Origin of the sequence: Aliiglaciecola sp. SL4, assembly GCF_041538045.1 — a bacterium.
Taxonomy (GTDB): domain Bacteria; phylum Pseudomonadota; class Gammaproteobacteria; order Enterobacterales; family Alteromonadaceae; genus Aliiglaciecola.
Map to the genome: position 1 here is coordinate 317,283 of NZ_JBGOSE010000005.1, position 25,432 is coordinate 342,714.

Annotated in this window: 23 protein-coding genes and 1 pseudogene; 20 read left to right on the forward strand and 4 right to left on the reverse strand. The window is 40.2% G+C overall.

What is annotated here, in order from left to right:
• Positions 1–234: 234 nt before the first annotated feature.
• The 5 genes and pseudogenes from AB6T38_RS10020 (at position 235) to AB6T38_RS10040 (ending at position 7,313) form a co-directional block, all read left to right on the forward strand.
• Positions 235–1,584 (forward strand): MFS transporter, encoded by a 1,350-nt coding sequence (locus tag AB6T38_RS10020; RefSeq protein ID WP_372547186.1) that lies wholly within the window; start codon positions 235–237, stop codon positions 1,582–1,584.
• An 80-nt stretch (positions 1,585–1,664) separates the two neighbouring features.
• Entirely contained in the window at positions 1,665–2,531 is an 867-nt protein-coding gene (locus tag AB6T38_RS10025) for a CoA ester lyase (RefSeq protein ID WP_372547187.1), read from the forward strand.
• A 308-nt stretch (positions 2,532–2,839) separates the two neighbouring features.
• Positions 2,840–3,418 (forward strand): single-stranded DNA-binding protein, encoded by a 579-nt coding sequence (gene ssb, locus AB6T38_RS10030; RefSeq protein ID WP_348492261.1) that lies wholly within the window; start codon positions 2,840–2,842, stop codon positions 3,416–3,418.
• 267 nt (positions 3,419–3,685) lie between these two features.
• Positions 3,686–5,923: pseudogene (locus AB6T38_RS10035) on the forward strand (alginate lyase family protein).
• A 235-nt stretch (positions 5,924–6,158) separates the two neighbouring features.
• Complete coding sequence (locus AB6T38_RS10040; protein WP_372547188.1) at positions 6,159–7,313, forward strand: serine hydrolase domain-containing protein; 1,155 nt, start codon at positions 6,159–6,161, stop codon at positions 7,311–7,313.
• A 112-nt stretch (positions 7,314–7,425) separates the two neighbouring features.
• Here AB6T38_RS10040 and AB6T38_RS10045 read toward each other — a convergent pair whose 3' ends face one another.
• Positions 7,426–8,031, reverse strand: a complete 606-nt coding sequence (locus AB6T38_RS10045; RefSeq protein ID WP_372547222.1) for a hypothetical protein — start codon at positions 8,029–8,031, stop codon at positions 7,426–7,428.
• 107 nt (positions 8,032–8,138) lie between these two features.
• On the reverse strand, positions 8,139–9,329 hold the full coding sequence (gene zapE, locus AB6T38_RS10050) for a cell division protein ZapE (protein WP_372547189.1): 1,191 nt from the start codon (positions 9,327–9,329) through the stop codon (positions 8,139–8,141).
• 561 nt (positions 9,330–9,890) lie between these two features.
• Here zapE and AB6T38_RS10055 point away from each other — a divergent pair.
• A complete protein-coding gene (locus tag AB6T38_RS10055) occupies positions 9,891–10,418 on the forward strand; it encodes a hypothetical protein (RefSeq protein WP_372547190.1) in 528 nt (175 codons plus the stop codon).
• Between the two features lie 225 nt (positions 10,419–10,643).
• On the opposite strand, the gene rlmF is transcribed toward AB6T38_RS10055, so the two are convergent.
• Positions 10,644–11,546 carry a 23S rRNA (adenine(1618)-N(6))-methyltransferase RlmF gene (gene rlmF, locus AB6T38_RS10060; RefSeq protein WP_372547191.1) on the reverse strand — a complete coding sequence of 301 codons (903 nt, stop codon included), beginning with the start codon at positions 11,544–11,546 and terminating at the stop codon, positions 10,644–10,646.
• Positions 11,547–11,990: 444 nt separating this feature from the next.
• On the opposite strand from rlmF, the gene AB6T38_RS10065 reads away from it, so the two are divergent.
• On the forward strand, positions 11,991–12,785 hold the full coding sequence (locus AB6T38_RS10065) for a caspase domain-containing protein (protein WP_372547192.1): 795 nt from the start codon (positions 11,991–11,993) through the stop codon (positions 12,783–12,785).
• A 7-nt stretch (positions 12,786–12,792) separates the two neighbouring features.
• On the opposite strand, the gene AB6T38_RS10070 is transcribed toward AB6T38_RS10065, so the two are convergent.
• Positions 12,793–13,578: a hypothetical protein gene (locus tag AB6T38_RS10070; protein WP_372547193.1), complete on the reverse strand. Its 786-nt coding sequence runs from the start codon at positions 13,576–13,578 to the stop codon at positions 12,793–12,795.
• An 85-nt stretch (positions 13,579–13,663) separates the two neighbouring features.
• Here AB6T38_RS10070 and AB6T38_RS10075 point away from each other — a divergent pair, with 85 nt between their 5' ends.
• The 13 genes from AB6T38_RS10075 (at position 13,664) to AB6T38_RS10135 (ending at position 25,329) form a co-directional block, all read left to right on the forward strand.
• Positions 13,664–13,879, forward strand: a complete 216-nt coding sequence (locus tag AB6T38_RS10075; protein ID WP_372547194.1) for a hypothetical protein — start codon at positions 13,664–13,666, stop codon at positions 13,877–13,879.
• The gene (locus tag AB6T38_RS10080; protein ID WP_372547195.1) at positions 13,879–14,436 is read left to right on the forward strand and encodes a hypothetical protein; all 558 of its coding nucleotides are present in this window, start codon (positions 13,879–13,881) and stop codon (positions 14,434–14,436) included. Before AB6T38_RS10075 ends, AB6T38_RS10080 begins: the two co-directional genes overlap by 1 nt.
• Positions 14,437–14,729: 293 nt before the next feature.
• Entirely contained in the window at positions 14,730–15,665 is a 936-nt protein-coding gene (gene pilM, locus AB6T38_RS10085; protein ID WP_372547196.1) for a type IV pilus biogenesis protein PilM, read from the forward strand.
• The gene (locus AB6T38_RS10090) at positions 15,655–16,260 is read left to right on the forward strand and encodes a PilN domain-containing protein (protein ID WP_372547197.1); all 606 of its coding nucleotides are present in this window, start codon (positions 15,655–15,657) and stop codon (positions 16,258–16,260) included. The genes pilM and AB6T38_RS10090 overlap by 11 nt, the downstream gene beginning before the upstream one ends.
• Complete coding sequence (locus tag AB6T38_RS10095) at positions 16,257–16,937, forward strand: MSHA biogenesis protein MshJ (protein WP_372547198.1); 681 nt, start codon at positions 16,257–16,259, stop codon at positions 16,935–16,937. The genes AB6T38_RS10090 and AB6T38_RS10095 overlap by 4 nt, the downstream gene beginning before the upstream one ends.
• Entirely contained in the window at positions 16,927–17,271 is a 345-nt protein-coding gene (locus tag AB6T38_RS10100) for a hypothetical protein (RefSeq protein WP_372547199.1), read from the forward strand. Before AB6T38_RS10095 ends, AB6T38_RS10100 begins: the two co-directional genes overlap by 11 nt.
• On the forward strand, positions 17,261–18,916 hold the full coding sequence (gene mshL, locus AB6T38_RS10105) for a pilus (MSHA type) biogenesis protein MshL (protein WP_372547200.1): 1,656 nt from the start codon (positions 17,261–17,263) through the stop codon (positions 18,914–18,916). The genes AB6T38_RS10100 and mshL overlap by 11 nt, the downstream gene beginning before the upstream one ends.
• A 4-nt stretch (positions 18,917–18,920) precedes the next feature.
• A complete protein-coding gene (locus AB6T38_RS10110) occupies positions 18,921–19,826 on the forward strand; it encodes an ExeA family protein (protein ID WP_372547201.1) in 906 nt (301 codons plus the stop codon).
• A complete protein-coding gene (locus AB6T38_RS10115) occupies positions 19,823–21,019 on the forward strand; it encodes a tetratricopeptide repeat protein (RefSeq protein WP_372547202.1) in 1,197 nt (398 codons plus the stop codon). Before AB6T38_RS10110 ends, AB6T38_RS10115 begins: the two co-directional genes overlap by 4 nt.
• Positions 21,019–22,794 carry a GspE/PulE family protein gene (locus AB6T38_RS10120; protein WP_372547203.1) on the forward strand — a complete coding sequence of 592 codons (1,776 nt, stop codon included), beginning with the start codon at positions 21,019–21,021 and terminating at the stop codon, positions 22,792–22,794. Before AB6T38_RS10115 ends, AB6T38_RS10120 begins: the two co-directional genes overlap by 1 nt.
• The gene (locus AB6T38_RS10125; RefSeq protein WP_372547204.1) at positions 22,781–24,010 is read left to right on the forward strand and encodes a type II secretion system F family protein; all 1,230 of its coding nucleotides are present in this window, start codon (positions 22,781–22,783) and stop codon (positions 24,008–24,010) included. Before AB6T38_RS10120 ends, AB6T38_RS10125 begins: the two co-directional genes overlap by 14 nt.
• Before the next feature lie 33 nt (positions 24,011–24,043).
• Complete coding sequence (locus AB6T38_RS10130) at positions 24,044–24,574, forward strand: hypothetical protein (protein ID WP_372547205.1); 531 nt, start codon at positions 24,044–24,046, stop codon at positions 24,572–24,574.
• A 161-nt stretch (positions 24,575–24,735) separates the two neighbouring features.
• Positions 24,736–25,329 carry a prepilin-type N-terminal cleavage/methylation domain-containing protein gene (locus AB6T38_RS10135; RefSeq protein WP_372547223.1) on the forward strand — a complete coding sequence of 198 codons (594 nt, stop codon included), beginning with the start codon at positions 24,736–24,738 and terminating at the stop codon, positions 25,327–25,329.
• Positions 25,330–25,432 lie beyond the last annotated feature (103 nt).

Genomic DNA, 25,432 nt, shown 5'->3' on the forward strand with positions numbered 1-25,432 from the left:
TACATAATTGCAAATCATGCTCTATTGAGAACGGGATATTATTCCAAAAAAAGCTAAAAATTTTTATTTAAAACGCCTTTTTATCGATCTATCGCCTATTTTAATGCTGTGATAAACTTCGCGGCCAATTAGTATTCACTTCTTTATCAATTTTACGAGCTTAAAAGTTTTGTAACTCGCGTACTTGATATGGGAAGACTCCATTTAGCTTTATTTAAACCATAGTGATTTGTTTTGAACGCAACTGAATTACGTGCCGCCTTGTCTCTTGCCTTTATTTACGTCCTAAGAATGTTAGGGCTGTTTATGGTGATGCCGGTTTTGGCAATATTAGCCCAAAATTACCCTGATTATTCTGTTCTTATGGTGGGAATAGCCATAGGTGGGTATGGCTTGACCCAAGCATTTCTGCAAATTCCAATGGGTATGTTATCCGACAAATTTGGCCGAAAGCCCATCATCGTCGTGGGGTTACTGTTGTTTTCTCTTGGCAGTTTAATTGCCGGTTTTGCCGATAACATGTGGATGCTGGTGCTAGGCCGCATACTGCAAGGAACCGGAGCCATTGCTGGGGCGATTATGGCATTAGCCGCTGATGTCAGTCGTGAAAATCAACGTCCTAAAGTAATGGCCATTATTGGTATCGCTATTGGCTTTTCTTTCTACTTAGCATTAATGATCGGCCCAATGATTTCAAATGTGTGGGGACTGTCTGGGATATTTTTTGTCACCGCGGTGCTAGCGCTATTGTGTATATTGATTGTTGGTTTTGTGGTGCCGTCCCAACAAAATAGTGCGCCCTCTGGTGATACCCTTCCGACTTGGAAAGATGTGGCTAAGCTCTTTGGTGATCAACAAATTCAAAAATTGAATCTCAGTGTGTGTTTGTTGCATATGATGATTACCTTGTTCTTTATGCAATTACCGATAATGCTGCAACAAATGGGGTTATTGGTGGAAGTGCAATGGAAGCTCTATCTTCCAGTATTATTGACTTCCATCTTGGGTTTAACGATTTTGATGGGCTTGAATAGAAAGGTTTCTCAAAAGGTGTTGATGTTAGTCTCCATCTTTTTACTGATGATTGCCTGTGCCGGTTTATCTTTATCCTCAAGCTTATACACTATGGCGGCCTTTGCAGTGATCTTCTTTAGTGGTTTTAACTACTTAGAAGCAAACTTACCCGCTTGGGTATCCAGCATTGCTCCCGCTGGCAAAAAAGGCTCGGCTATGGGCATGTATGCGAGTTTCCAATTTTTCGGGGCCTTTTTAGGGGGAATGTTAGCTGGTATGCTGAATCAATATTTCTCTCCCTCAGAGGTATTAATGTTTGCCGTTGGCATTTTGTTAGTGTGGACCGCCATCGTATATAACCTGAAAAGCGTGAGTAAGTATCGACGTTATACCTTAAGTGGTGTAAATGGAGCGGGCGATCTTGAAGTGTTAAAACAACAGTTGCTAGCGATGCCTGGGGTAGTAGACCTTGCATTGGTAACTCATGAAGATAGTGTCTATGTGAAAGCGACAGCAGAATTTAATCTTCGCCAAGCCCAACAACTGGTGTTAAATACTGCGCCGCAATAATGCTGAAAGGCGTTCATACTAATTTCAACGATTGGGCCATTTTGCGCAAAACGTAATGGCCAATTTAGGCGAGAACACAGATGACTAAATTAATTCCTTGGCGTTCGTTGTTATTTCTACCAGCTAATAATCAAAAATTTATCGATAAAGCCCATACCCGTGAAGCCGACGGTTATATTCTGGATCTAGAAGATAGTATTCCCATGGCCCATAAAGAGACGACCCGAGCCAACCTTATTGCCGCTGCAAAAGTGGTGGCAAAAAAGGGAGCGGATACGCTAGTGAGAATAAACGCAAGTTTACGACTGGCAATCAGAGATTTAGAAGCGGTAGTGGATCCACAAATTTGCGCCATCATCATCCCAAAAGTTAGTAGTGCAGCTCATATTCAATTGATTGCGCAAAGCATTGATGAAATCGAACAAGAAAAGCAAATGCCCCAAGGTTATACCCGACTTATTGCGCAAATTGAGCATGTTGACGCTATGTCTAAATTGGACGAAATTGCCACAAGTTCGCCCCGTTTAATGGCAATGACCATGGGAACCGAAGACTTATCCTTGTCCATCGGTATGGAGCCCACCACTGAAGCCCTTATTGGCCCTTGTCAGCAATTAATTATGGCTTGTCGGCGGGCGAATATTACCCCCATGGGTTTCCCTGCTTCCATTGCCGATTTTAGCGACCCTACTCAGTTTCAAGTTGCCGCTGAGCTTGCCAATAAAATTGGTTTTTCTGGTGCCCCCTGTGTGCATCCAATGCAGGTCAAGATTTTGAATCAGGTGTTTATGCCCACTGAAGAGCAAGTAAAACAAGCAAATGAACTCATTCAATCTTTCCAGCAGCAATATGAGCAGGGCACAGGTGCAACTAATTTTGCGAATAAAATGATTGATTTACCTGTGGTGCAACGGGCTGAAAATCTTTTAAAACGACTAAACCGATAAAACTAGACTAGCTGAACGAGCAAATTCATTTATATTAATAATAAGCAATTTAAACTGAATTTAGTTCCGATTTTTTTGAGATAAAACTAAATATTCGGGTTACAATACTGCGGATAAATACGAAACAATGATGCCAAGTTTTTTAACTAAATTGGCAGCGAACATACCTTTTCTATCTAAATATTTAGGTAAGTTTCTGAATTTTATAACCAATTTAGAAATATCTGCTTGGATGCTAAATAAGTATGTCTTGAGATATACGAAAATGGGAAAGACAACTTATTTAGCAACGAATAATAGGAGTAAACATGGCAACTAAAGGTGTCAACAAAGTCATTTTAGTGGGTAACATTGGACAAGATCCAGAAGTTAGATATATGCCTAACGGCAATGCAGTAGCAAACCTCAGTTTGGCTACCAGTGAAAGCTGGAAAGACCAAAGCGGTCAGATGCAAGAACGCACTGAATGGCATAGATTGACCATGTACCGTCGTTTAGCTGAAATTGCTGGCGAATATTTGCGTAAAGGTTCGCAAATATATGTAGAAGGCAAACTACAAACGCGTAAATGGCAAGATCAAAGTGGTCAAGACAAATACACCACAGAGATTATTGTTGATCAAATGCAAATGTTAGGCGGTCGTGGCGGCCAGTCTGATAATCAGCAAGGTGGTTATTCGAATCAAGGTGGTGGTCAATATAACCAAGCACCACAAAAGCCAGCGCAGGCACCTCAACAGAATTACGCTAAACCACCACAACAAGGCGGTGGTCAGCAATACGGTAATGCACCTCAACAAAACCCAGGTGCAAATCAACAAAATCCAGGAAATAAGCCACCTATGGCTGAGCCTGACTTCGATTTTGATGATGATATTCCGTTTTAGACAAAGACAAAAATAAAAATGTTGAAAAATACACTAGAAAGCCGCTATTAAGCGGCTTTTTTATGGCAATTTTTGTATTCTAATTAACCATTATGTTGAACTTCATTTGGTTTTTCTAATGTCGCAAGATTACAAATCAGAAGTCTGCTTTTATACTTTGGTGATTCTGTTATTGTACTGTCCCTAAGTTGTCACCAATATGTTAGTGTTCTAGTTAATCGTGAATATTTGCCAAACGGCTTTTGTTAAAAAAGGAACCCAAACTTAATGAACCTAAAAAAGTTCTCAGTTACCTTGCTATCCATCGGGATTAGTATTTCGACTTTCGCCCTTAGTGCAAAGGAACATCCAAATCTTATTCTGACCGAACCAGGTGTGGAAAGAATCAGAGCAAATTTAAGTCAGGTTCCGTTGTTTGATGAATCTCTAGCACGGATAAAACAACAAGTTGACGTAGAGATTGCAACCGGTATCGATACCCCAATTCCAAAGGACTTTTCAGGTGGTTATACTCACCAGCGTCACAAGCTTAATTTCTTTACAGCACAAAAAGCCGGAGTCTTGTACCAAGTTTTAGAAGACGAGAAGTATGCTAAATATATCCGTGATATGTTGTTTCAATATGAAGCAATGTACAAAGACTTACCTCTTCATCCTCAAGAGCGCTCTTAAGCCCGAGGAAAACTATTTTGGCAGTGTTTAAACGACAGTAACTGGCTGGTTTATATGAGCCAAGCCTATGATGCGATTTACGATTATTTGAGCGAGAGTGAGCGTGACAAGCTTGAAACTAATTTATTCCGTCCTTTTGCAGACTTTTTATCATTAGAAAATCCACAGTTTTTCAATCGAGTTCATAACCATAGTACTTGGGGTGTTACAGCTGTTGGTATGATAGGTTTGGTAATGGATGACGAAGAACTGATTCAACGTGCACTTTATGGCATTGAAGATGACGGCTTGGAAATCGGTGGTAAAGACAACGACGGCGGAACAATCAAAGTTGAAGGGCAACGCAAAGGCTTCTTTGCCAACCTAGAAGAACCTTTCTCACCTGATGGTTATTATACTGAAGGTCCTTACTACCAACGTTATGCCATGTACCCATTCTTGATACTGGCACTGGCAATGGAAAATAATCGTCCAGAACTGAAGGTGTTACAGCATAAAGACAACGTGTTATTTAAAGGGGTTAACGCATTACTTAACTTGTCTGATGCCGACGGCGAATTCTTCCCCATTAACGATGGCCAAAAAGGCATGTCATATTACACCGGCTCTTTAGTGTCAGCTGTTAACTTGGCGTACTTTTACGGTGATAAGAACCCAGAGTTATTGAGCATCGTTGAGAAACAAGGACAGGTTCTGATTGATGAGTCTGGTCTTGAGGCGGCGATTGGTGTGCGCGATGGCAAAGCTAAAGCGTTTGCTAAAAAATCGATTAATTTAAGCGACGGTATTAATGGTAAGCAAGGTGGAATTGGGATTTTGCGCTATGGCAACGAAGATCTCACGCTAGTATTCAAATATGCTGCTCAGGGTTTGAGTCATGGCCATTACGATAAGCTTTCTTATTCTTTGTATGAAAAGGGTGATGAAGTTTTACAGGATTACGGCTTAGCTCGATTCGTAAATATAGAACAAAAAGGTGGTGGTAATTACCTTAAAGAGAACACTACTTGGGCGAAAACAACGATTGCTCATAATACCTTGTCGGTAAATGAGAAAAAGCACTTCAATGGTAACTACGACATTGCTAGCCAACATCACTCAGAGTTGTTTACCTTTGATGCTGAAAAAGACAATGTTCAGGTCGTCAGCGCCACAGAAACTAATGCGTATCCTGGCACATCCATGCACCGCACTATGGCCGTGATCAAAGACGAAAGTTTCGAGAAAGCCTTTTTACTCGACATCATGCGTATCAAATCAGATAGCAAAAACCAATATGACCTCCCGTATTACTTTATGGGCCAGGTTTTGGATATGAACTTTGCTTATGATGCGCCAAAAGTTTTGCGCCCTTTAGGTGCTGATAATGGTTACCAACATCTGTTTGTGGAAGGTAAAGGCAATGGGGTTGAGGGTAACTCAAAATTCTCGTGGTTAGGTAATGGTAAGTACTACACCTTAACTGCTGTGACGGATAACAGTGACGAATTGATGTTTACGCGCATAGGTGCAAATGATCCTGAGTTTAACTTGCGCCGTGATGCGTCTTTATTACTGCGTAGAAATGCGCAAGATACATTGTTTGTATCTGTAATCGAGCCTCATGGTTCTTACGGACCTGTAACTGAGTTATCGCAAAACTCAAAAAGTAATATTGCTGATTTGAAAGTGGTTGTTGATAATAAAAACTACACAGGAGTGACTATTACGGACTTGGCGGGTAATCAACAATTGTTCATTATTGCCAACGAAAATGCTTCAAAAACCGCCAAGCATAGTTTGAAAGTTAATGGCAAAAAATACCGCTGGACGGGTCCTTACTTTTACCAGTAAACAGTAAAGTCTATTCATAAAAAGTAAGCCGTAGAATTCTGTGTTGTTACAGCAGTAAATATCAACACAGATGAATACGGCTTTTTATTTGCGCCGAATTTCCTTATCTCACCCCCTTTAATAGATCACGATAGTTAACCCTTTTTGTACTCTGCGTATTTTTTGACTATTTGATGAAAAATGGCTTATATTTTGGTCTGTAGACCTACTCAAACAACAAACCAAGGCAGGCGTAATGAAATCTATTCTAGCTATAGTGATTGCCGGTTCGCTAAGCGTTTCTAACCCTGTTAATGCCAATGAGTTCAATGAGGCTATTGATTCGATTATGGAGCGGGCTATAAAGGATGGCACTCCTGGATGTAACTTAGGGGTTATCCATGAAGGCCACTTTATCCATAAAAAGGGGTATGGACTAAGCAACCTAGAACTTGAAACGCCTTTAGACGCTACACAAGTACACCGTATGGGGTCCGTATCAAAACAATTCACCGCCATGGCCGTATTATTATTAGCCGATGACGACAAAATAGCATTAGATGAAGATATCCGGACATATCTTCCATCCTTACCCGACTACGGTCATAAAATAACTATCAATAGTATGCTTGGGCACTTTTCTGGTATGGGTGATTATGATCTTATGGCTGCATCCTACGAGGGTGATAAAAGTGAAAAGGCCATAGAGTTAAAGTCAGTTGCTGGTGGACCATTTCGCTTAGGAAACGAAGACTACCTGACAATTCATGAGTTCTTTGATGTTGTACGCACAGTCCCCCTTGCCTTAGAACCGGAAACAGAATTCCGTTATAGTAATTTGGCCTATTTTTTGTTGTCGATGTTAGTGGAAAAAGTTACTGGTCAGTCCCTTAGGCAGTATTCCCATGAGCGTATTTTTGTGCCCCTTGGTATGAATAACACCTTCTTTAGTGATGATCCTGTGGAGATAGTGAAAAATAGAGCCTATGGTTACAAGCAACGTGATGATGGAACTTATGTTACTGATATGACAAATTTATTTTGGGTAGGAGATGGAGGCTTACATACCAATTTAGATGATTTGTTGATATGGAATAGTCACTTCTATTCCCCGAAGCTGGGTAAAAATCCTAAACAATTACTTGCGGATATGAACACAGCAAATAGCAAGTTTGAAGCCTTTGATGGGGTTTTGTATGCTAACGGTCAATTTGTTAGGGAAAAAGATGAGCTACTAGTCTTTTCTCACACTGGTGATTGGCTAGGAACTCATACCTTCTTTAGCCGAATTCCGGACAAAGACCTTGCCATTGCTTGGATGTGCAACGATATCTCAAACCCCAAATTATTCGAAAGCGTGGAAGAAGTCCGGAGCTTAGTGATAAAACAGTTCTCAAATAAGGTTCAATAATACAATCCTAATATTGGCCTTTATTCTGTAGACTGTATTTCATTTTCTCAGTTTATACAGCCTTGGTCAGCACTAACTTGTCAGTTAATTTAATTGGCCCATTAGGCCTTTTTTAATCTTGATAGCCCCACGGTGCAGCGGGTGTGTCTATTTCTTGGGTCAAATCGAAATCCACTCGAAACTCTCTTCCTTCGCGGATCAAACGATACGTAAATACCTCTGGATAGATATACATTTGCCAGATATTGGTGCTGGATTGGGGATTTCCGGCTTTTGCGAATAACTCTTTAGAATATTGGTCTACAGGAAAGGATTGTACCTGTGACCAGCCTGCATCCTGAGTATGACCGCCGTACATGGTGGATTCTGAATAGGAACCATCAGCATGGCGATGATCATGTTTTAGGGAAAGACCTGAACCAGTTTTAGTGATTATCCAAGTTCGTGACGCGTCATCGCCCACGTGAAACGGAATTTGCAACTGTTGCTCTGTACAACTTCTTACATGCATAACCAAAGGTTGCTCGGACATACTGCTTGGCCCTTGATTATCTATGGTCACTTTACCGGCAAAGGCTTTTCCGCACAGGGCTTTTATGCTTGCGAAAAAATTATCTTGGGTGGCAATCGATACTAACGGAGCGGGTTTAATGATTTGTTTTGCACTAACCATAGGTGCGCTGCAAAGCATTAGGCTGGCAAGTGTTAGAGGGGCTATGATTCGCTTTGTCATTGTATTTCCTTTAATTAACGTCCATTTCTTTTCAGACTAACGCTATCACATTAGTTTGTGCGTGCGCGGTCTCGTTACTAATTTAGTTGGCCTCAGCCTCGACTCATTTCTATTAGGCGACTATAGGTACGGCGGAATTCGAATTTGAGCGAACCTTCTAAATATAGTTCGGTAAGGGGCACCTCGGTGCTGACATACAACTTAACTCCTTGGTCATAAAGCTCGTCAATCAGGCTTATAAAGCGTCGCGCCATATCATCTTTAACAGCATAGGAGACAACGCGCTCCCCGGTACTTGCCGCCTGATTGTCACCTATCCCATCTTCGGTCCCTCTGGCTTTAATCCATCCTCTTACTTTACCGCCAAGTTGAGGCACCTTGCTGACCATCACAGTATTGAATCTTGTGGCAATTTCCATGTAATCGAGTTGCGAGCGAGGCCCTTCACACAAAGCATGAAAATCAAACCAGACTACTGAATCTGTAGCTGTTGTCTCTAAAGCGCGAACAACTGGAATCTGTCGATGGCAAATAGTGACACTGTTTTGGTTTATCTGCTCAGTTTGATTTGCCGCAACAATTTGGCTAAAGATGCCGGCAAAGTTCATCTTTGAGCTCAAACCAATATAATTTGATTTAGACGCAACAGTGGAGATGTCCGTCAGTGATGGACTCATATGTAAGCGGTGATCTTGGACGCCGGCTAGATGAATGGACTGTGTTTGCTGCTGAAGTAGGGCGATACAAGGTAAAAACTTATGACGAGCTAAGCCATTTTCATATAAGCGTTCGATGGGAATATTTGAAGTGGCTACCAGTACCACTCCCTGCTCAAACAAGCTGGTAAATAAGCCTGCCAAAATCATTGCATCACCGATATCTGATACAAAAAATTCATCAAAACACAAAACGTGATATTCATTGGCAAGTTGTTGAGCTACTTTAACTAACGGAACGGATTGCCCAGCATGCTCTTTCAAAGCCTGATGTATGCGCGCCATAAAACGGTGGAAATGAAGCCTCAATTTACCTTCTGTTGGCAAACAATCGTAAAATAAATCCATTAAAAAGGTTTTACCGCGACCAACATCTCCCCAAAGATAAACACCTTTGGGTTTGCTCCCGCGGTTATTATTGTATGACCCTAGACTCTGAAACAACCGCTCTAGCTCATTTATCCCTTGGATTTGGGCAGGATCTGCCACAAGTTTCGTGCCTACAAGAGACTGATAACGAGTTTTGGGGGAGCTAACTGCCGATTTACAAGCTGTCCCGTCGGGCATAAAAACGTTTTCCTAAGTGGTAAGGGAGGAAAATACTCTACCTATTTTAATCCTGTAATCCAAGTTCGTGGAAATTAACCAATTTTCTGAATAGGGAGATAATGGGACTCCGGCATCGAATAAATGGGGTATTTTTTTGGGTAAAAATTACACAGCATGAAAATGTTTCACATTTTTGTCTTTGTCCAGTTTTGTATTTAGCTTTAGGAGGTTAGCTAAAAATTAGCTGTAAACTCATCACAACCCAATTGCCTAGGATTAACTTGCGCGCTGTTCAGCAATTTCATAATAGCTGCATTATTTTCATAAAGTTGATGCTATACAACTGTTTAGGAAAATTATTTGTTCAACAATGAGCATTATCATTTTTCACATATTACTGCTTATAACCGATTTAAATTCGCCTTTGCTTTTCCCGTGTTACTGCAATTTATTCGGATCATTAAAACTGGCATTTACCTTGCTCATAAAACGATAAAGTAACGCTAATTAAAGGTAGGAATTGGCATAGTTCACTTCAACTCAACCTAGCGTCATATTTAAAGTAGTAGGAGAGTGATTATGAAAACAAATATTATCCAAGAGCGACACCCAAGCAAACTTGTTGGTGTGTACGAAAATGAAACTACAGCAAAAAAAGCTGCAGAAAAATTAATAAGTGATGCTGAGCTTACAAACGATGAATTGGCAATTGTTTCCCCTAAAGATCGACACTTCGCAAGCAAGATAGAGCCGGAAACTAAGGCCGTTGGTAAAACCCTACTAGCCTCTCATCTGATGTTGGGTTTGATAGGAATGGTCATTGGATTACTCGTTGCCTCATCTTTAATCATTGCCGGGATTCAGTTCGCCGTTTCTAGTCCAGTGATGCTAACTATTGCCACCGCAACCTTAGGAACTTTTATGGGGCTACTTGTTGCTGGTGCAATATCACTGCGTCCGGATCATGATTCAGTTGTAAATGAGGCCAGAGATGCTTCAAGTTACAACAAATGGTCGGTGGTTGTTCACGCTAAAAACAAGCAACAGATTCAGCAGGCTAAGAAAGTTATCAAAAACTCCGCAGTAAGGTTCGCAGAAACCTTCTAATTACGGGCTACATTGCTTTAAGACTAATGTAAATCAAAATTATTCAGCAAATTGAATAGCTATTTTGCCTAACAAAGTCGCTCTGCACTAATCTTTAAGGCAGGTTCATCCTGCCTTAAATTCTTAACTTAATTTCATTAATTTACGTTAACGCATGTTAGTTATTCGCTACTAATATGGCTTAAAACTTTGCAAACTTTGGCTTAAAACTTTGCAAACTTTGGCTTAAAATTGCCAGGCAATAAAACGGCTTACTTTACTTCCTTGGTCCATGCCAATGGTTCTAACATCGTTAGCCTGTATTTGCTCTAATTGCCGATAAATGTCATTTAGGTGCTCTTTTTTGGAAACTAAACAAGTGAACCAACCAACCTGTTTTGCGTAAGCCTGGCTCTCCATAATCATTTTTTTTATAAATGCTGACTCTCCACCTTTGCACCATAACTCGTTGTGTTGTCCAGCAAAATTGAGATGGGTTTTGTTTGTTCGGGTAGGTCGAGATCCTGCTCCCTGCCTTTTTTGTTTATGCCGCCCAAGGTTGCGATTTTTTTGTTGATTTCCCGCTAAGGCTGCTTGCGCGTTAGCGTGAAAAGGTGGATTGCACATGGTGAAGGTAAAAGTATCATCAGCTTGAATCAAACCGTCAAATATACTTTGAGAGTTGTGTTGCTTGCGAATTGTGATCTGTGTTTGTAGATTACTGTTGTTGGCAATAATGCGTTTAGCAGATTGCAGAGAGTCGTCACTAATATCACTACCAACAAACTGCCATCCATAGCTTTGACTACCAATAATAGGGTAAATCAGATTTGCCCCCACACCAATATCCAAGCCGCGAACATCACTTTCCTTAATATTTGGCGTCGCAATCAAGTCAGCAATATGATGAATATAATCAGCCCTTCCAGGGACCGGTGGGCACAAAAAGCCGTCAGGAATATCCCAACAAGCTACTTTGTAATGCTGTTTTAATAACGCCTGATTGAGACACTTTACGGCATTGGCGTTGGCAAAATCAATGGTCGCCCGCCTACCCTGTTTTTTCACTACAAAGTTGCTAAGCTCAGGGACAGATTTTACTAACTGATCAAAGTTATAACCGTTTTTATGGAGGTTTTTTGTGTGCATTGTATTTGCTTAACTCATTATTTAGGTAAAAACTAGCGATAGTCGGCTTGGTTGATCAATAAAGCAATTTTATCATGATATGCGAAGAACAACTGTGATTGTTGTTTGGGGTACGGCTATCCATCCTCATGTATCTCCCAAGTTTTACTGGTAGCAATAGCCAGGAAATCAATGTTAGTTGTCAATTCCTTTGAAACTACATGACAATGTTTAGAAGCTCATTCTGCTGCTTATTGAGCTTACATTTCTTGGTAATAGACCAAAAAACCTAATGTCGCTAATTCACACACTCATTAACCAATATTCTTTAATCACTGTTCTTTGGAGGGGAAAGAATGGAAAGTGTTGCTTTAAATGAGCCTACTGAATCGTAAAAAGCGTACCTTTGAGTATTAATCTATAAAGCAGTATGCTTTATATCTGATTCTATAATGTTGGTGTCAAATGCGCTGGATTGTATTTCTTCTGTTATCGGTTATCACTATGTACTCGATTTTAGGTCGTGCTTATGGGGTTAATCTCGACCGTTTTGCGTTGGTAATTGGCAATCAAAATTACCAAGTAGCGCCTTTAAAAAATACCCTCAATGATGCGGAAGCTATTTCTGATGCTTTTTTCGAACTCGGTTTTCGAGTGACCACTTTAACTGACGCGAATTCCTTAACGTTACAGCAGGGGATTAGCAGATTTTACCATGAAGTCAGCATGGCTGCTGGTAGTCAAAAGTTAGCTGTTGTTTATTATGCGGGGCATGCAATACAAATTAATCATGCGAATTACCTCATCCCTCTTAATATCAAGTTTGAAAGTGAACAGGAATTTGTTGATCAGTTGTATAATCTCTCCCATCTATTTGAACTGATGAAAAGTACGAATGAGTTACAAAATATTGTGATTTTAGATGCTTGTCGTAATAATCCATTTGGAGAAAGCGGTAGTGCTTTAGTGTCTCAAGGTCTAGCTCCAGTGAAAGCTCCGTCGGCTACGCTCATTGCCTTTGCCACTGAGCCTGGCGGCGTGGCTTTAGACGGTAAGAGTGATAATGGTGTATACACTAAACATTTGCTTAAATATATTTCTGAAAGTATTTCGATTGAAGAGGTTTTTAAGAAAGTGAGAGCTGGGGTGGCTAGGGAAACTCGCAATCGACAAATCCCATGGGAACATTCCTCGTTGCTTGGTGAAGTCTACTTCAGTCCTCCCAAAAACAAGGAAGTCCCTAATATAGTGGTATTTTGAATGGCTTTTAAAAAACGTAAGCTAGGCCCACGTGTAATGAAGTAAACGATTCATCAATGCCTTTAAATTCAACACCGTTATAATGGATATCTTGTTGGTAGTCATTAATCTTAAAACGGGTTTGAAACAGCAAGTTGCTGGAAACCGGCATTGTCCAACTTAAGCTATAACTAAAACCTCGGGTGTCACCAGAGACAGCTCCGGTTAGATCATCAAATTCTAAGGTTTCTTCTTCTTCCTCTTCTTCATCAGTGTTTTCAGCAAAAACGTTGTTCGCAGTTAGGTCAGCAAAGGCCACAGATAAACTTAGGCTCCCCGCTTTTTCGAAGTGCCAATGATAACTTACGCCAACAAAAGGTCCTTTTTGTTTGTATCTTTCGTTGGTAATACTGAGATCCTCTTCTTCGTCTATATCTCGAGGGGTAAATTGGATGTTGGTATTGCCATATTTATAGCCGCCAAACAGCGTCCAATTTTTGGATATTCGATAACCTAATGTAATGTCTAGATCATCACGAGACGCTTTACCAGTATCCTCTTCTTCGGATATATCTGCATCGTTCAAGGTTGTTTGTAAGTTGGCAGACACTTGCCAGTCTTCGAAGGTCATGACCAAGGGAATATTGATACTGGGAAAGCTTATTTCATGATCCAGTTTTTCTGAAAACGAAAAGTTGCTGTATCCCAAAGAGGCACCAGTGACAAATCGAATGTCTTTTATGGAAGGGCTTGCGAAGGTAACAGGTACGGTGCAAAACGTTAGAAACAATACCATTAAATAGCGACTGTTCATTATTTGCTCTCTAATTGTTATTTTTTTGTGCAATTAACTAAGACTAATAGTATTGTTAATACATAGCAAAAAATAGAGAAAAAAAATGAATCCAAGCAAACGCTTAGCGTCCTATCTATCGTTACTCTATATCGTTTTTAGTTTATGCCTTATCAGCGGGTGCCAGTCTACCGATGTTAGCGAAGCAGAGCCTGAATGCCGCAGCAGTGAGGAGCAGGAAAGCTGTGAGAGCGGTGATGATTCGGAAAGAGGCTATGATCCCTGCTTAGTGAATCAAAGTTTACCGGTCTGCAAACCTTAATGGATCCACAAGAACTAAAGCTGCAAATCGCCGAAGTGGCAGGAACATGGATTGCTGCACTTGCGGTGGTCATCGGTGGCATCTTTGGGGTTTTCCAATACTTGGAACACAAAGATGCAGTGCGTGTTGATCGCAGTATGGCATTTGTGGAGCGTTATCATAGTGATGGTTTGTTGATGCAAGCGCGACTAAAAATTACCGACTCCATGACATTACATGTAGATGAAATCAATCAACTGTTAACGGATTCAAGCATCAAACCAGACAATATCGCTAACCGTTATAAAAATTTTATCAACAAACAGGTTGAAGACGATGAATTGTCTGGGCCTCTAGATCAAATTTTTACTTTTTATGAGCAGATTATAATGTGCAGAGATCTTACCTTGTGTGATGATGCTGTCGCAGAACAGTTTTTTGATACCGATGGTCGAGCGTTTATTCGTGCATTTTACCCTTATATTTGCAATATTCGAGAAAAATGGAACAACCCTGACAAATTTGATCGTCTACTCAATTTTTACGCGGGTAATGGCAAGACCATCTGTGAGTCTTGAGCACCTCTTAAAGCTTTACCCATTATACTTCACTTCCTAAACTTCATTAGCACACTCCCAAAAAATATAAAATGTAGAGTTAATCGTGCTTACTATTATTCAAACGTTTAAGTTAAAACTATATAAAAAAGGATATTGGAATAGTGAAGAGAATAAAAACTATTCAAGTATAAATTCTTAGGGAGATTATATTACCCATAAAATTGAATTCAAAAAAGCATTTTTATTGTGGCGCTTTAGGTAAAAGTTTGCTGTAATAGATTGATAACACATAAAATATAAAAACGTGAGCTATGCACGCAGGTTGGCGAGAGTATCTAAAGCAGCGGTTAAAAACACCTTCGAAGTTTTATTCTGTAGGGCTTGAATTTGGCGAAGATTCAATTCAAGTTTCGGTGCTAACTGATGAATTGCAAAATATCACCTGGGTGAAGCAACAGTTACTACCAATTCATGATTGGCAGAAGCATCTTCGAAATTATGTTTCTCAAGAGTCATTAACTAACACCCCTTGTCATGTCGTTCTAAGTCCTAGTCATTATCAAATTCAACAATTAGAAAAGCCGCAAGTGAGCGATAGTGAATTGGCTCAGGCATTGGTTTGGAGTGTCAAAGACCTAATGCCAAACCAAGAGGACATAGTTGTCGACTACTTTGAGTTACCCGTGCAAAGCGCAGGTGAAAATAAAGTCAATGTAGTGGCCTTACCTGAAAATACATTTGAAGAGCTTACTGACGGTATAATGCACACCGGCTTGGATTTAAAGAGTATAAGTATCTTAGAACTTATCATGGCTGACTTAGTCGAGTCTGACGATGATGCAATACTTACACTTGTTCAGGAGTCTTGCCAAGAGATGTGTCTTAATATTATTAAAGGAGGACAGGTTTATTTTTCTAGGCGATTACGTGGCTACGAAAATCTCCCCACCTTTAGTGAAGAAGAGTTGCAAATGGGCGTTGGAGATAATTTGAGCGTCGAAATTCAGCGGTCAATGGATTACTTCGAGAGCCAGCTTAGGCAAGCTCCAGTGAAGAAGATTTTATTAGCAATCGAGTCCCCCCATTTAGAAAAACTAGCGCAAATGATGCAGCAGTTAACTTTTATGACAGTAGAACCCATGCATATCGACGTTAAACATGCTGAAGAGTTAACTTATCGTAGCAGCTTCATCGGAAGTTTAGGTGCGGCTTTTGTACAGAAGAACGGAAGTGCCAATGAAAACTAGAATTAATTTTTATAGAGAAGATTTTAAATCCAAAATTATTCTTCTCAATTTGAATTTTCTTTTAGGGTTGGCCACGTTATCAATTATTTGTGTTGTCGTTGCTTGGTTATGGGCGAACAGTGCATTGACTGACGCGAAGAAACAAACAGACTCCTTGCTTTTCCAAATTGTACAAAAAAAGGAATTATCAAAATCATTAATAGAGACGAAAGACACTCGAGCTCAAAATATGGCAATAGTGGCAGATGTGGAAAAACATCTGCAAGAACTGGCAATGAAACGCACTATTTTAGATGAGCTGGACAGTCGTCAAACTCAAAGAGGTCAAGGTTATTCGAGTTTAATGATAGGTTTGGCAGAAAATCACAATGCTAATTTATGGTTAACGAACATTTCGATATATGATCGTCGCCTTTATTTGGAAGGCGCGACTACTGACTCTAAAGCGCTGCCCCAGTGGTTGTCGAAACTAAATCAAGCAAGTTATTTTGCAGATACTGAGTTCGCTGGCACCCGTATGTTTCGTAATGAAGACCAGCAATTACAGTTTATTCTTAGTTCTAACCTAGATGATATGAAGAGGAAGGGGCAATGAGTCAGTCTTTGGGAAATCAATATACTGATCTGCGCAGAAAATTTTCCGCTCTCACTACTCGTGAACGTGCTCTAACCTTCATTGCTGTTTTAGCGCTTATATTGTTGGGGGGGTACGTTATTTTGGTCGAGCCTGTTTTGGATGAATGGGAACGAGAAAAAATGGAAATTCAACGACAATCGACAGAAGTAAATAGCTTAGATGGAAAAACTGCAATATTACAAAAAACCTTGCAAGAAGATCCTGATGCGGCAATTAAAGCGCGATTGAAATCTGTCCAACGAAAAATATCTGAAGCGGATGAGATGCTCAACGCGCAAACAGCAAACTTAGTACCAGCATCCCGTATGCCGATACTTCTAGAGCAAGTTTTTGAACAGTTTGATCAACTTAAATTAATCGAAATGCATTCAATTGCTCCTGCTCCATTACTAAAGCTGGAAGAAGAGCAGGCACTGACCGATGTCAATTTGTACCAACATGGTGTGCAAATAACATTGCAAGGTGGTTATTTTGAGATTCAAAAATATTTGGAAAAAGTAGAAGCTTTGCCTTACCAATTTTATTGGAAGAAATTCGAATACAAGGTTGAAGAATATCCAGATGCTTCGGTTCAAATTGAAATTTATACCCTAAGCACCAGTCGCGCATTTATTGGAGTTCGCAATGAGTCGTAAATTCGCTATATGCATTGGAATGCTGCTTTGCTTTTCACTTCAAGCAAAACAACTTATAGATCCAACTAAACCGAAAGGGGCTGGGTTACTTACTCTTAAAAGCACTGAAGGCGAAGATGGTCCAGCGCCAATTATATTGACGGCTGTATTTATTAAAGCTAATAGTAAAGTAGCTGTGATAAATGGTGACTCCGTTGCTGAAGGGCAAACTTGGAGAGGAAACCAAGTGAAAAAGATAAATAAAGACGGTGTCGTATTGGTTGTAGACGGCCGTGAAACCGATTTGTTATTAAATCAACACTCAATTAAAAAAGATGCATCGAATGACTTCTAAGCAAATTGTACTTTTAGGATTGTCGCTAGCCATGTTTGGCTGTCAATCAACATCAGAAACCGGGCCTGCGCAAAAGTCCATGGATCAAGCAATGCAATATCAGGTTGAGTCCATGCAGGGTAAACAAAATACGCCCCTAAATGACTTGCCAGATGCAGTGAGTCAGGCGTTGCTACCTGGCCAATCGTTAAGTGAAGAACCTCTTTTTGATGATGAAAAATATGATATCAGTGCCAAAGCCGTTGATGCAGTCAGTTTTTTTGGCAGTTTAGTAGAAGGCACACCCTACAGTGTTGCGGTTCATCCAGAAGTTAAAGGCGCTATATCTTTAAGTTTGAAACAGGTCTCACTTGAACAAGTGTTTGATTTAGTATCCGATTTATACGGGTATGATGTTCAAAAGTTTGATCAAATATTTCGCGTTTTTCCTGCAGGCATGCGCACCGAAACTTTCCCTGTCAATTACCTACTAATGCAACGTGATGGCACAACCCAAACGAGTATTTCCTCTGGTGGCGTAACCCAAAGCGAAAATAATCAAAACTCTAATACTAATAGTGTTAATAACTACACTGGTAACTCTTCTACAGGAAATAACTTAGGTGGCAGTTCCAGTGGTAATAATATTAATGGCACTAATATCAGCACTAGAACCGAAACCGACTTCTGGAGCGAGTTAAAAGAGACATTACAGTCGATGGTTGGGGCTGAAGAAGGGCGTATGGTTATGGTCACTCCTCAAGCAGGTTTAGTTACTGTTCGTGCGATGCCCGGAGAAATCCGTAGCGTTAAAGAGTATCTAAAAGTATCTGAAGAGATTATAAAACGACAAGTGGTCTTAGAAGCTAGAATCATTGAAGTGTCGTTGAGTGATGAATATCAACAAGGTATTAATTGGAATCAAATTGCTAATAGTAATAGTAGTACCCAAGTCAGCTTTTCTACTACTGCTGGTAACTTCGGTAATCAAATTAGTGCTGCTATTGGTAATGTCACCAGTTTATCTTTCTTAAATGAAGATTTTTCCGGCGTTTTAACGTTGCTTGAAACTCAGGGTAATGTGCAAGTTCTATCTAGCCCAAGAGTGACAGCAACTAATAATCAAAAAGCAGTCATAAAAGTAGGTGATGATGAGTACTTTGTGACTGAAGTTTCCAATCAAAATACTATTACTTCCGGCACCACTACAGTAACGCCGAATATTGAACTTACACCGTTCTTTTCTGGTATAGCATTGGATGTGACTCCGCAAATTGATGATAAGGGTGGCGTGTTGCTGCATATTCATCCTTCGGTTATCGAAACTGACGAACAGGAAAAAGTCATCACCTTAAACGAAGAGCGTTATGTTTTGCCTCTAGCACAAAGCAACATTCGGGAATCGGATACCGTTATTCATGCAAGCTCGGGTGAAATTGTCGTGATTGGTGGGTTGATGCAGTCAATAGTGTCAGAAAGCGACTCAAAAACCCCGCTATTAGGTGACATTCCATTACTTGGTAACCTTTTCAAAAGTAAAAACGATGTTGAAACCAAAAAAGAGTTGGTAATTTTATTAAAACCCACAGTGGTTGATGCGAATACTTGGAAGCAGCAATTAAAGCAAAGCCGTGATCAAATGGCCGACTGGTTATACGTGGAATAACACTATGTACCTGTACCATTACGGTATAAAGGAATTACCGTTTACATTAACGCCTAATACTAGCTACTTCTTTGGTCTTCCGAGTCACAAAGAAGCGTTAGCTGTGTTGGTTACTGCCCTTAAAACCGGTGAAGGTTTTATTAAAGTAACAGGCGAAGTTGGTACAGGTAAAACCCTGATTTGCCGTAAATTACTAAATGAGTTACCAGGAGATTTCGTTACAGCTTACATCCCCAATCCGTTTCTGAGCCCTGCTGAACTGCGTCGCTCTGTGGCTAATGAGTTAAACGTTGCGTTAACGGACCATTCTGACCAGCAGGAATTTACGCATCGTATACAACAAGCTCTTATTCACATACATCAACAAAACAAAGGTGTTGTTTTGATCATTGATGAAGCTCAGGCTTTACCAATGGAAAGTATTGAAGCGTTAAGGTTAATGACGAATTTAGAGACGGAGTCGCGTAAATTATTACAAGTTGTTTTGTTCGGTCAGCCCGAGTTAGATGAAAAGCTAGCATTGCCTGAACTACGCCAACTGAAACAACGAATTACTTTTTCTTATAATTTACGTTTAATGGATGCTGACCAAGTTTATCAGTACGTTCGACATCGTATGGCAGTTGCTGGATATAAGGGACAGGAGTTATTCAGCAAAAAATGTTGTGAGCGTTTGTTCAAAGCGAGTAAAGGTACACCGAGAATTGTTAATGTCTTATGCCATAAGGCGTTGATGCTTGCATATGGCGAAGGTAAGCACGAAGTTTCACTTGAGCACGTAAACTTAGCCATCAACGATACTGAGGCGGCATTATTACCTAGCAAACATTTACGTCTTATTTTGATTATTGTAGGGTTAATTTTATTGGCATTAACTGCAACCTTTGTTTATGAAAGTTGGCTGTTATGAGTGTTGTAAATAAAATGCTGCAAGACCTAGAAGAGCGTAAGGCTGACCCTGAATTGTCAGCTGATTATCGTCCGTCAACAGAAAGCAAAAAATCGTTTCTAAGTATTTATGCTTTTCTGATTGTGCTGATAATTATCTGCGTATTTTGGTTCTTTAAAGACAGTCTATTTACGCAAAAAAACGAAACAGGCGAGTTAATAGACACTGTCGAAAAGTCTGAAAAAAGCTCGCAAATAGAACTTGTAGAGAAACCCTATTTAGCGCCTGAAGTTGTTACCGATACCCAAATTAACAATCAACTAACAGTGCTCGATAATGATCTAGTTAATCAATCGGAACAGTTAAGCCAAGCAAAACTTAACGATAATTTAGGTGATAGTAAAAACGCAAAAAGCCAGGTAGAAAACACTGATAATGAATTACTACATTCAATTGAAGATGACGTGGTTGAAGCTGAGCAAGAAATACAATTAGTTGCCCAAGTTGGAACGGACGAGATAACTAAAGTTGAACAAAAGCTGACTAAAATGAAGTCAGCATCTAAACCGCCAGAACCTAAAAAAGTCGCTAATGTAGACACGGATGGTAGTGTATTCGAAATGAAGTCGAGTAAAGCTGCAGTTGATAAAGAAGCGTTAAAACAACAGGTGCAAGTGGCGCTGAAGCGCGGCGATGACCGAACTGCAATTAAATTACTAGCTAAACTTGTACACGTTACACCAGATAATACCGCCGCTAGAAAAAGACTGGCTTCAATGTTGTTTGCTCAAGGCAATCATGAAAAAGCCAACACAACTCTGCAAACAGGCGTAGATTTGTATCCTGGTAATTTAGAGCTGCGAATTATGCAAGCAAGACTGTATGAACAAATGAAAAAGCCTGATCAAGGTTTTGAGTTATTAATGGCGCACCGGGTATCGGCTTATCAAGCACCGGATTATTTAGCCTACAGAGCTGCATTGGCTCAAAAAGCCAATAATTTTGCGCAGGCTAGGATCGATTATCAGCAATTAGCTAAAAGCCAGTCTGCAAACGCTAAATGGTGGCTCGGATTAGCGGTGGTTGAAGAACGTCTAGGAAATATGAATGGGGCTTTAGATGCCTATCAGAATGTTAAACAATTATCCCAAATGTCCGTCGAGGTGGAAGAATTTGTTGAGCAAAGAATACGCTACTTGGCAGGGGTTAAATAATGCAGCCTAAAGCTAAAATCCGTCTCGGAGATCTGTTGGTTCAAAACAACATAATTACCGAAGAGCAACTGATGCAGGCGTTGTCAGCTCAACGAGAATCCGGTAGGAAGCTTGGTGCTGTTTTGGTTGAGCAAGGGTTCGTTTCAGAACACGATTTACTGACTTTTTTGTCGCAGCATTTGAAAGTGCCACTTATTAGCATACCTGAGTATCGGGTACAGCCAGAAAGTGTGAAACTATTGCCAGAGGTACAAGCTCGTCGTTATCGAGCAATTGTTCTTGATGACCAAGACGACCACCTTTTAGTGGGGATGAGTGATCCTGCAGACATCAATGCGGTTGATGCACTTTCTTCATTGTTGTCTAAACCCTTAAAGTTAGCCGTAGTTTCTCAAGCTCAATTATTTGAAGCATACGATAGTTTTTATCGACGAACTGAAGAGATCGCATCGTTCGCTCAGGAGTTGGCCGAAGAATATCAAAACGAGGATGAGTTCGACTTTGCCAGTGGTCTAGAGTCCGAACAAGACACTGCTGTTGCTCGTTTATTGCAGTCTATCTTTGAAGATGCGGTACAAGCCAAAGCATCTGATATTCACATTGAACCCGATGAGGGATTATTACGGATCCGTCAACGTGTTGATGGCACCTTGCAAGAAACCATTATTAAAGAAAAGAATATCGCATCAGCACTAGTGCTTCGTTTGAAGTTGATGTCTGGGCTGGATATTTCTGAAAAACGCTTACCTCAGGATGGGCGCACCCAAGTCCGTATTAAAGGCCATATAGTTGATGTGCGTCTGTCAACTATGCCGGTTCAAAACGGTGAGTCTGTAGTCATGCGTTTACTTGACCAGTCTGCAGGTTTGCTGACTTTAGATCAAACTGGAATGCCTGGCCATATGTTGCGACGCCTAAGAGTTTTACTGCAACGTCCCCACGGGATGATTCTGGTGACAGGACCTACTGGCTCGGGTAAAACAACCACCTTATATGGTGCGTTGAGTGAGTTGAATAAACCAGACACTAAGATCATCACAGTTGAAGATCCAGTGGAATACCGATTGCCAAGAATCAATCAGGTTCAAATCAATAATAAAATCGACCTCACGTTTTCCAATATCCTCAGAACTACCCTTCGTCAAGATCCCGATATTATTATGGTGGGTGAGATGCGTGATGCAGAGACTGTAGAAATAGGCTTGCGAGGAGCATTAACGGGTCACTTAGTTTTATCTACATTGCATACAAACGATGCCATAAGCAGTGCTATACGTCTTTTGGATATGGGAGCGCCGGGTTATTTAGTTGCCAGTTCGTTACGGGCAATTATAGCGCAACGATTGGTGCGAAGAATATGTGATAACTGTCAGGTTGACTACACTCCCAATGAAGAAGAAATGTTTTGGTTGGGAAACATAGATGAAAATGCCAAAAATGCCACCTTTAAAAAAGGGGTGGGATGTCAAAGCTGTAATCAAAAAGGCTATCGTGGACGTTTAGGGGTATTCGAGTTGTTGGAAATGACCGACTCAATGATGGACGCCTTAAAAAATTCAGATACGGTGGCATTTAGTCATGCCGCTTTGAAGAGTCCAGGGTACTCACCTTTGGCCAGTGTTGCCCTGTCTTACGCGAAGTTAGGTTTAACGACTGTGGAAGAGGTACTTAGGTTAGTGGAAATGGTTGCTGAAAGTGATAATAGTAACAGCCAAGAGCAAGAACAAAATAATACTGTTGTGAGTAATGAAGGTGAGGTAGATGGCGCAGTTTAATTATACTGGACGCACATCTAATGGTGAGCTAACTAGTGGCTTGATTGAAGCCGTGGATCAGTCTACGGCTGCTAAAATTTTAGTTAGCCGCAATGTTATTCCCCTTAATATTTATGAAAATAATGAACAAAGTGGTGATAAAAAACAAACCAATGAAATAAACTTTTTTACGCCAAAAGTTAGTTTAGAAGACTTAGTTATTTTTTCACGCCAAATGTTTTCTTTGACTCGTGCGGGTATTCCTATTTTGCGTGCGGTCAATGGACTCGCAGATTCGACCAATTCAAAACGAATGGAATTGGCATTAATAGACGTTACTGAACAGTTAGAGCGAGGGCGGACCCTTTCATCTGCTTTGCATCAACACCCTGAAATTTTTAATCAGCTATTTGTTTCTGTTGTCCATGTGGGTGAGAACACAGGTAAGTTAGACGAAGCATTTTTGCAATTATCTGATTATTTGATTCGAGAACAGGAAACGCGTAAACAAATTAAGTCGGCAATGCGCTATCCATTTTTTGTGATTTTAGCGTTAATCGCAGCGTTAATTATTATGAACATCTTTGTTATCCCTGTGTTTGCCGACATGTTCAAAAAGTTTGACGCCGAATTGCCTTTAATGACTCGTTTTTTGATCGGCATGTCAGATATGTTTTTAACTAAGTGGCCGTTTATGTTAGTTATCATCGGTGGCGCTATTTATGCGGTTAGGCGTTATTTAAATACGGATGTTGGTCGTTATAAATGGGATAAACGACAATTAAGATTACCGGTTATTGGGGGGGTATTAGAGCGCACACTTTTGGGCCGTTTTGCCAGAAGTTTTTCTATGATGTTGGTTTCCGGAGTTCCTCTTACCACGGCTTTAAATCTAGTTGCTGATGCGGTCGCTAACCGTTACATGTCTGAACGGATTTTAAATATGCGGCGTAGTATAGAGAAAGGTGAAAGTTTATCTCGTGTGGCTCATTCAAGTGAATTGTTCACACCTCTAGTGATGCAAATGATTACTGTAGGTGAAGAGACTGGACGTGTGGACGAACTGCTAGCAGAGGTAGCCGACTACTACGAACGTGAAGTGGATTATGACTTAAAGAGTTTAACGTCTAAAATTGAACCTATACTCATAATTATTGTTGCAGTAATGGTGATGATATTGGCGCTAGGTATCTTTACCCCTATGTGGGAAATGATGGGCGCTTACAAAGGCAGTTAATTGCTCCATAATAGCGTGTAATTAGGAATTAAATTGGATAAGAATCAGGCAGGACAAGAAAGTAGCAGCCAGTTATTTGGCAAAATTGTAGTGCTGATAGTGTTTGTCACTATTCTCACCAGTTTTGTGCTGTATTTTAATAAAAGTTCGCCTGATATGAAGTACATTGCTATGGAAAACTTACAGCAACGGTTTTCACAAAGTGTAACTAACTCCCATTGGCAATGGCAGGCTGAAGGCCGGCCTAGAATAATCATATTAGTGCATTACGAATCGCAGCCTGATGGAGACAAGCAGGCTGTAGAAAAAGACAGACGTCCAATTGAAATGGGTTTAAATGGTTACCCTAAAACAGCACCCAGTACTAAGGGCTGCGAAAAGTTATGGCAAACTATTCTCAATGTTTCTATGAGCGTTGAGGGGTTTAAAGTGTATCCGGAATATTTTACTGATACGGATCCTGAAGACGCGGTAAACGACGCTAAATGTCGTTTTAGGTTGTCGGTAGGGCCCTATTTCGAATATCAAATTGCCAGCGGACAAGTAGGCCCTTTATTGGATTAAGAAAACACAAAATTTAGCTTAGTATGACGTGACTTTAATAAGTTGTTGAACAAGTTAGATGGTTATAGAAAATATTTATATAAATTAATTTGGGTATTATGAGGAGGTCGCATATGGATAATTCATTTAACACCTCTAATCAGCTAAAAGGTAGGTTAATCATGCAAACTAAACAACAGGGTTTCACCCTTATCGAACTTGTCGTAGTGGTCATCGTTCTGGGGTTGCTTGCAGCCACAGCATTGCCACGAATGTTGGATATTACTAAAGATGCCGAAGATGCTACCGTTGAAGGTGTTGCTGGTGGATTTGCAACGGGTGTTGGTTTAGTTCGAGCAGCTTGGGAATTAGAAGGTCGTCCAAATGAAAACTTTGGCACTAACATTACATCTGTAGAGATTGATGGGGTGCAGGTAGGAATAGACAAAGATACTGGTTATCCGACAGGTCAACTGAGCAACGATTCGAGTACTGAAGATGACAATATAAGCAATCTTGATTGTGAAAGTACATTTAACTTAATCATGCAAAGTGCACCTACGATCTCTTCTGATTGGGGGGATTTACCTTTTGAGGATTATCGTTACTTCACCAACTCAAGCGACGGGCAAGGTTCTGGTGGAAACGATTTATGTTTTTATTATCTAACCCAGACTATTAAAAATTTAACCGTAGAACCCACTGATAGAAATTCTGGTAATGGTTTTATCTATGACCCTAGAATTGGTCAGGTTATTGTTTTTAGTAATAATTAAGCTGAAACTAAAACATAACAGAGTATAAATAAGTATACCCAAATTTAATATTTTGCTATTTAAAATTTATAAAATTTTTGACATTATTAAACTTAAAATGAGG